Raw genomic sequence first — 6,874 nt, forward strand, 5'->3', positions numbered from 1 at the left:
AGGCCTTCTCAGGTCGGCTCGATGTCCCTGAAATCAAGGACGACGCGGATACCTGCACGATCACCATCAGCTATGAAAGCCGCTTGATCGATCTCACCGTGGCGCGGACCTGGCGCTACACCCATGAAAGCCAGCAGGTCTTGTTCCCGGGCGATCTCGGGTTTGAATATGTCACCGCGATCCAGGACAGGGAAATCACCTGGGGGCGTGGCTGACGAGGAGCGCGCCGCAAGTGCTTGTATCTTCTGTCGCGATAGGCATGGTTTTGTTCACCAAAAACTAAAAAGGTCCACCTGATGACGTCTTCGCTCCTGCTCGATGCGGCCCTTGAAACGGCAACCTACCTTGAACGAGTCGATCTGCGCAGCGGCATGAACGAACACTGGCTGAGGGACAAGATTTTTGAATATCCGAGGATCATACCTCTGAACCGGATCGATCCTGGCGCGGGAGACTTTATTTCTGTTTGCCGGGAATTTCCGCTGTCGAAATACGGCTCGTCTGTATTTGTCGACGTGTTTGGGGTCACCCGCCATGGCCGACCGGTCTTGATTGAATGCAAGCTCTGGCGAAACCCGCAGGCACGTCGAGAAGTGATTGCCCAGCTGCTCGAGTATGCGTCTCTGTTTCGACGCCTGAGCTATTCAGATCTGACCGCAACGCTAAAAAGCAGATTTGGCATGACGGGACAGAACCCTCTGTATGATCTTGTCGCTGGTATTCCTGACGCAGCGACAGAGGAAGAGTTCACAGATCGCGTTGCGTCCAGTCTTGCGCGCGGTGACATCGAACTGATCATCGCGGGTGACGGCATCCGTGAAGATACCGCTGCGATCGCCGAACATCTTCTCGACCGTGGTGCACGACTTACCCTGCTTGAATTGCAGGTCTGGAAGGACAGCAACGGGCAACATCTTTTGGTGCCCCATATTCCCTTCAGAACGGAAATCCTGCGTCAGCGCGTTCTAGTTGATGCACAAGATCGTCCCCTCGTCACCGAGGACGTTTCGGAGGAAGAGGTCGGGCCTCCAGGAACAAATGGCTCGGACGTGCGGAGCGCCAATAGGTCTTTCTGGGACAGGTTTATTTCAACGGTTCGCTTCGACCACCCGGACCAAACAAAACCAACGCATGGCGGAAACAACTGGGTGCGGATCAGCATGCCACGGCCCGGACGCTGGCTCACCGGATACCGGTATCAAGATAGCCTCGGCTTCTACCTCGTGCAGGACGACAGCGTCGATCTGCACGGATTGATCGAGGAAGCGAATGCCCTCAAGAACGAAACCGGCTTGTCAGACTTGCGTGTCGAGGCAGGGAAAAAGCCTGGGGTCGTAACGATCGCCATTTCCCGGCCAATTGCTGAAGTCGGGAACGAGGAGGCTCAGTTGCGCTGGCTGACTGACACCGCCAATCGTCTGGTAAATTCGGTTCGTCCCCGCCTCGCGCACCGATCGTCCAACTAGGCTCAGCGATACTCCAGGTGGAATGATCAATGCCACATGTTGACCACTGGGAACGCCTTCTCGCCGCAGCCATCGATGCGGCACGGGCTAAGCCTTTCGTTTGGAGCGTCCACGACTGCCCGACATTTGCCTTCGAGGTGCGCATGATCCTGACCGGCGGTGAGGATATCGCAGCCCTCTGGCGCGGTCGTTACACCACCGCGCTTGGCGGGCAGCGCGTGATGCGCCGACTGGGCTGGGCTTCGCTTGAGGAGATGGGGCGCGCGCTCTTGGGAGAACCTCGCCGGTCTGTCCTTCTCACTCAACGCGGTGATGTGGTTCTGGCCGACACCGGTCTTGGCTTCGGCATCTGCACAGGGGCCTCGGCGGTTGGGATGGCCCCTGAAGGTCTCGTCACCGTACCGCTGACCTCTTGCCGATTTGCTTGGGCGGTCTGATTTGCCGGTGGCTTAAACTGCAGATTTTTACCGCGCGGTCCAGGCTCCTCCTCCCGGACCGCGCTTTGGGCTGACGGAGACCCTGAGGACGAGCAGCTTGGGTACTGCAGGGTCAATATGCGTCACCCAGACCTCGGTGAGCAAAAAAAAGTGATGGGCCTTCTCGCGCCGACCCTAGCAAACAAGCTCTGTGTTTTCAAAGCTCGAACAATGCTTCTTCAGACCTCTTTCGCGGGAACCCTTCGATGCCCTTCATCGTGACAGCCGTCACCGCGATCGCGGGGGCGATCAGCGGCGTATTGGCTGCGGGCGGCATTGGCGCTGCGCTCTTGCGGATCGGCGGCACGCTTCTGCTGTCCTACGCGGCGCAGGCCCTGATGCCAAAACCGCAGACCACGATGCAGCCGCGGACGGTGACGATCCGCGAGCCGGTGGTGCCGCGCGACCTCGTCTACGGCCGCACCCGCAAGGGCGGGGTCATCGTCTTCCTGCATTCCTCAGGATCAGACAACAAACACCTCGATCTGGTGATCGTGCTGGCCACGCATCAGGTCAAATCGATCGGCGCCATCTATTTTGAGGGCGAAGTGGCTGTGAATGCAGCTGGTACCGCCCAGGGTCGCTGGGCCGGAAGGGTCGTCGTTGAAAAGAAACTCGGCGCCGCCGACCAGACGGCTTTCGCAGGCCTGAAATCCGCGCTGCCGGACAAATGGACTGAGAACCATCGGCTGCGGGGTTGTGCCGCGATCCGGTTGCGGCTCACCTATGACCAGGACGCCTTCCCGGGCGGGATCCCGAACATCACGGTGGACATCGAGGGTAAAGACGACATCTGGGACCCCCGCACCCAAACCGCAGGCTATTCCGAAAACCCCGCCCTCTGCCTGGCCGACTATATGGCCAACGCGACCTGGGGCATTGGCGCGCGCATCGGCCAGCCCGACGGGATCGACGAGATGTCCCTCGTTGAGGCGGCGAACATCTGTGACGAGACCGTTCCTCTTGCAGGCGGTGGATCCGAGCCGCGCTATGCCTGCAACGGGGTGATCACCCTCTCGGAAGTCCCGAAGACCATCATTGAGGGGATGCTGTCGAGCTTCGCCGGGCGCTGCGCCTTCTCAGGCGGGTCCTGGCGCATTCATGCTGGTGCCTGGCGTGCGCCTGATGTCGCGCTCACCTCGGATCATGTGCGCGAGGGCGGGCTGACGCTCGCCACGCGCGTGACCATGTCCTCGAACTTCAACGGCGTACGGGGGCAGTTCGTCAGCCCCGAGAACGACTGGCAGCCGGATGACTTTCCGGCCTTTGCCTCGGATGTTTACCTCGTTGAGGACGGTGGTGAGCGGAAATGGCGCGATATCTCGCTGCCCTTCACGATCTCCGCCGCCATTGCGCAGCGACTGGCCAAGATTGAGCTGGAGCGTGCACGTCGGCAGATGACGGTGCGGCTGTCGGGCAAGCTTTCCGCCTGGGCGGCCACCGTCGGCGATGTAGTAACGCTTTCCTACGCCCGGTGGGGCTTTGCGGCGAAGCCCTTCGAGGTGCACGGGGTGAGCCTCGATCTGACGGCCTCGGGCGATGGGGCGCTATTGCTGCCGGAACTGGTCCTGCGCGAGACCTCGCCCTTGGTATATGATTGGTCAGCATCCGAGCAGCAGATCTACGCAGCCGCCCCGCGGACGGTGCTGCCGAATGCCCATGACATCCCCGCCCCCGGCGCGCCACAGGTCACCGAGGACCTCTACATCACGCGGGATGGGGGCGGGCTGAAGGTGCTCGCGAAGATCAGCTGGGAAGCTGCACCTTCGGGTTTTGTCGCGGCCTATCAGCTGCAAGGCAAACTTGCTGGTGCGGCCGAATGGATCGATTATGGGCGGACGGATGGCACCACGCTGGAAATCCGCGACATCGCGCCGGGGGATTGGGCCTTCCGCGTGAAGGCGATCTCAGTTCTGGGTGTCTCCTCGCCCTGGCAGGAAACCCAAGCCGAAATCCTCGGCCTGACCGCCCCACCGGCCCAACTTGAGAATGTGACGCTACAAACGGCGGGTGGCCTTGCGATCCTGAAGTGGACCCGCTCGGCCGATCCAGACGTGCGTGTCGGCGGCAACATCGTGATCCGCCACTCGAAGGAAGCGACGGCCACCTGGGCCGACAGCTATTCGATGGACCGGGTCTCGGGCGGCGAAGCCATCGCCGTGGTGCCGCTCAAACCCGGCACCTATCTGGTGCGGGCTGAAGACAGCGGCGGCCGTGCTGGCCCTGAAACCCGGGTCTCGACCAAGGGCGCGCAGGTGCTGGCCTTCTCGACCTTGGACTTCCTGCAGGCTGATCCCGGCTTCTTCGGCCCGAAATCTGGGCTGCAGGTCACGGGTTCGAACCTGACTCTCGCCACGGCAACGGCAAATGGCGTGACGCAGGTCTCTACGATGGAGGGGCAGTACGGCTTTGCTGCCGGGCTCGATCTCGGCGCGGTGAAACGCGTGCGGCTCCGCTCAGAAATCGGCGTTGCCGCCCTGGCGCTTAATGACCGGATCGACGCGCGGACCGCATTCATGGACACGTGGGCCGACTTTGATGGATCGGCTGGTGCAGAAATCGACGTGCTCTTCGAGATCCGCGAAACCGATGACGATCCTGCCGCTTCGCCGAACTGGGGTCCCTGGGGCCGGCTCGACAATCACGAAATCGAGGCCCGCGCGGTAGAAGCGCGGGCACATCTCACGACGAAGGATGCGTCCTACACGCCCATCGTCTCGCAGCTACGGCTTTATGCCGATGAGGTCGTTTGATGGCGCAGACATCCAACTTCGTGATCGCGAACGACGCGGGCGCGGCCGTTCGAGCGCGCATCAATGAGGTGATCGCCGCACTGCAATCGACGAGTGCCGGGTCCTCGGCACCAACAGCCACGGTTGCCGGTATGCTCTGGGTCGATACCTCGGTGTCGCCGTCGGTGCTGCGCCGACGAAACGCCACCAACACAGGCTGGGACGCGCTGCTGGATGCGGCAGGCAATCTGGCGGGGCTGGCAAATACCGCCGTAGCTCGGACCAACCTTGGCCTCGGGACCATGGCCACGAAATCCTCTGCCGACTATGACACGGCGATCGCAGCAAAAGCGGCGCTGTCCGGGGCAACCTTCACTGGCGTCGTCACCGCCCCGAACTTCGTCTCCTCGTCTGATGCCCGCCTGAAATCCGAGGTGGAGACCATCACCGACGCGCTGGCTCTGGTCTCCGCCCTGCGCGGCGTGCGGTTCACCATGGATGGCAGTCGCCAGATCGGCGTCATCGCACAGGAGGTCGAGGCCGTCCTGCCGGAAGTGGTGCGGGTCGGCGAGGCAGGACAACTCTCTGTCGCTTACGGCAATATCACCGGCCTTTTGATTGAGGCCGTCAAGGACCTGGCCGCCCGGGTGGCGGAATTAGAGGAGGCGCGCCCATGAATGAGGGTGGGTTCATCGACATGATCAACTCGGTCTTCGGAGGCGCCGTGACCACGCTGATCGGCGCCTTTACGGGGCGGCTCATGTGGCATTCGGGCGAGGTGAAGCTCGGCAACCGCCGCTTCTTCGGCAAGGAACTTCTCTGGGAAATCCCCGTCGCCGTCGGCATGGCGCTGATCGGGGAGGCGGCAGCGCGTTACATCGGCCTGTCGCAGCCCGTCTCGACCGGGTTTGTGGCAACCCTTGCTTATCTGGGCCCACGTGGGGCCGAAGCACTGCTCGCCGCCTGGCTCTGCCGTAAGAAATAAACCGTCCACCAAGTCGCTGAAATCACACACGCCGTCCCATCTCGGGCGGCGCTTTGCTTTGCATGGGAGACAACCATGACGCCATTCGATATCGCCCGAAGCTACATCGGCACAACCGAGGGCCCGGGCCCCGCCGACAACCCCGTCATCATGGAGATGTATGCCTCTGTCGGACACGATTGGGTTGAACACGACTCCGTCGCCTGGTGCGCGGCCTTCGTCGGACATTGCCTCGAGATGGCCGGGATCAAATCCACCCGCAAGCTGACGGCGCGCTCCTATCTCGACTGGGGCGTGCCCATCGAGGTGGCAGATGCCCAGCAAGGCGACATCGGGGTCATTCCGCGCGGCAATTCCAACTGGCAGGGCCATGTGTTCTTCATTGACCGGATCGAGGGCGCTTGGGTCTGGGGCCTGGGCGGTAACCAAGACGACGCCGTCAATGTGAAGCGCTACCCGGCCTCGAAACTCCTCGGTGTGCGGCGCGCCGGGAATGTCGCGCCCGCTGTGACGCTGTCGGTGAGGGCGGTTCAGCAGCGGTTGAAGGATCTGGGCTATCACGAAGTCGGCCAAGTCGACGGAAAAGTGGGGCCGCGCACCCGCGCTGCCATTTTGGCCTTCCGAAACGACAACGATCTGGCTCTCGTGCCGATCATCGATGTGGCGCTGACCGAAGCGCTGGAAAGAGCGTCTCCTCGGAAAATTGCATCTGAGAGGGCATCTGGCGCGCCTGCAGAAAGCCGGATCGTAACGGCATCCAATGCGCAGATCGGTCTCGGTGTCATTGGTGCAGCGGGATCGATCGGCAGCCAGATCGCCCCGGCGCTGATGGAGGCCGAGCAGGCCCGCGACATGGCCGGGCGCGTGTTCACCTTGATCGGGCTGGAAAACGCACTTTCCATCGCCCTGCCATGGATTGGTGCGGGGGTGTTCATCGGCGTGGTCGTTTATGCGCTCCGCGCGAAGGCGGCCCGGATCGACGACCACCGCTCGGGGAAAACGCCATGAGCCTCGTTCTAACCGCGCTGCTCTCCGGCCTTGGTCGACGCTTCGCTTATTGGGGCACAATTGTTGCGGCCGTTGGCGTCGCAGTCTGGATCCTGCTCCGGCAGGGCAAGCACGCCGCAGAGGCCGACCTCGCCATCCGCCGCGCCGATGCCCGTGTCCGCGCGCTGCAAACGTCCAAGGACATCCGTCATGACCTTCAAAACACTG

At 62.2% G+C, this 6,874-nt stretch carries 7 protein-coding genes and 1 pseudogene; all 8 read left to right on the forward strand.

Annotated elements, in window-relative coordinates; genetic code table 11:
• Nucleotides 1-215: pseudogene (locus JJ869_RS20835) on the forward strand (hypothetical protein); the annotation flags it as partial.
• Nucleotides 216-296: 81 nt separating this feature from the next.
• Entirely contained in the window at nucleotides 297-1,466 is a 1,170-nt protein-coding gene (locus JJ869_RS20840) for a hypothetical protein (RefSeq protein ID WP_292270313.1), read from the forward strand.
• A 29-nt stretch (nucleotides 1,467-1,495) separates the two neighbouring features.
• The gene (locus tag JJ869_RS20845) at nucleotides 1,496-1,903 is read left to right on the forward strand and encodes a hypothetical protein (protein WP_292270316.1); all 408 of its coding nucleotides are present in this window, start codon (nucleotides 1,496-1,498) and stop codon (nucleotides 1,901-1,903) included.
• A 245-nt stretch (nucleotides 1,904-2,148) separates the two neighbouring features.
• Nucleotides 2,149-4,695 carry a phage tail protein gene (locus JJ869_RS20850; protein WP_292270318.1) on the forward strand — a complete coding sequence of 849 codons (2,547 nt, stop codon included), beginning with the start codon at nucleotides 2,149-2,151 and terminating at the stop codon, nucleotides 4,693-4,695.
• The gene (locus tag JJ869_RS20855; protein WP_292270320.1) at nucleotides 4,695-5,351 is read left to right on the forward strand and encodes a tail fiber domain-containing protein; all 657 of its coding nucleotides are present in this window, start codon (nucleotides 4,695-4,697) and stop codon (nucleotides 5,349-5,351) included. Before JJ869_RS20850 ends, JJ869_RS20855 begins: the two co-directional genes overlap by 1 nt.
• Nucleotides 5,348-5,659, forward strand: a complete 312-nt coding sequence (locus JJ869_RS20860; RefSeq protein ID WP_292270322.1) for a phage holin family protein — start codon at nucleotides 5,348-5,350, stop codon at nucleotides 5,657-5,659. The genes JJ869_RS20855 and JJ869_RS20860 overlap by 4 nt, the downstream gene beginning before the upstream one ends.
• A gap of 75 nt (nucleotides 5,660-5,734) precedes the next feature.
• Entirely contained in the window at nucleotides 5,735-6,667 is a 933-nt protein-coding gene (locus JJ869_RS20865) for a TIGR02594 family protein (protein WP_292270324.1), read from the forward strand.
• Nucleotides 6,664-6,874, forward strand: a 211-nt coding sequence (locus JJ869_RS20870; protein WP_292270328.1) for a hypothetical protein, incomplete at its 3' end; no start/stop codon positions are given. The genes JJ869_RS20865 and JJ869_RS20870, both read left to right, overlap by 4 nt.

Origin of the sequence: Marivita sp. (assembly GCF_017643905.1) — a bacterium.
GTDB lineage: Bacteria > Pseudomonadota > Alphaproteobacteria > Rhodobacterales > Rhodobacteraceae > Marivita.

What these genes read in the sequence shown, in the direction of transcription:
- JJ869_RS20865 (WP_292270324.1), top strand. Translation starts at nt 5,735, where the DNA reads ATGACGCCATTCGATATCGCCCGAAGCTACATCGGCACAACCGAGGGC.
- JJ869_RS20860 (WP_292270322.1), top strand. Translation starts at nt 5,348, where the DNA reads ATGAATGAGGGTGGGTTCATCGACATGATCAACTCGGTCTTCGGAGGC.
- JJ869_RS20840 (WP_292270313.1), top strand. Translation starts at nt 297, where the DNA reads ATGACGTCTTCGCTCCTGCTCGATGCGGCCCTTGAAACGGCAACCTAC.
- JJ869_RS20845 (WP_292270316.1), top strand. Translation starts at nt 1,496, where the DNA reads ATGCCACATGTTGACCACTGGGAACGCCTTCTCGCCGCAGCCATCGAT.
- JJ869_RS20850 (WP_292270318.1), top strand. Translation starts at nt 2,149, where the DNA reads ATGCCCTTCATCGTGACAGCCGTCACCGCGATCGCGGGGGCGATCAGC.
- JJ869_RS20855 (WP_292270320.1), top strand. Translation starts at nt 4,695, where the DNA reads ATGGCGCAGACATCCAACTTCGTGATCGCGAACGACGCGGGCGCGGCC.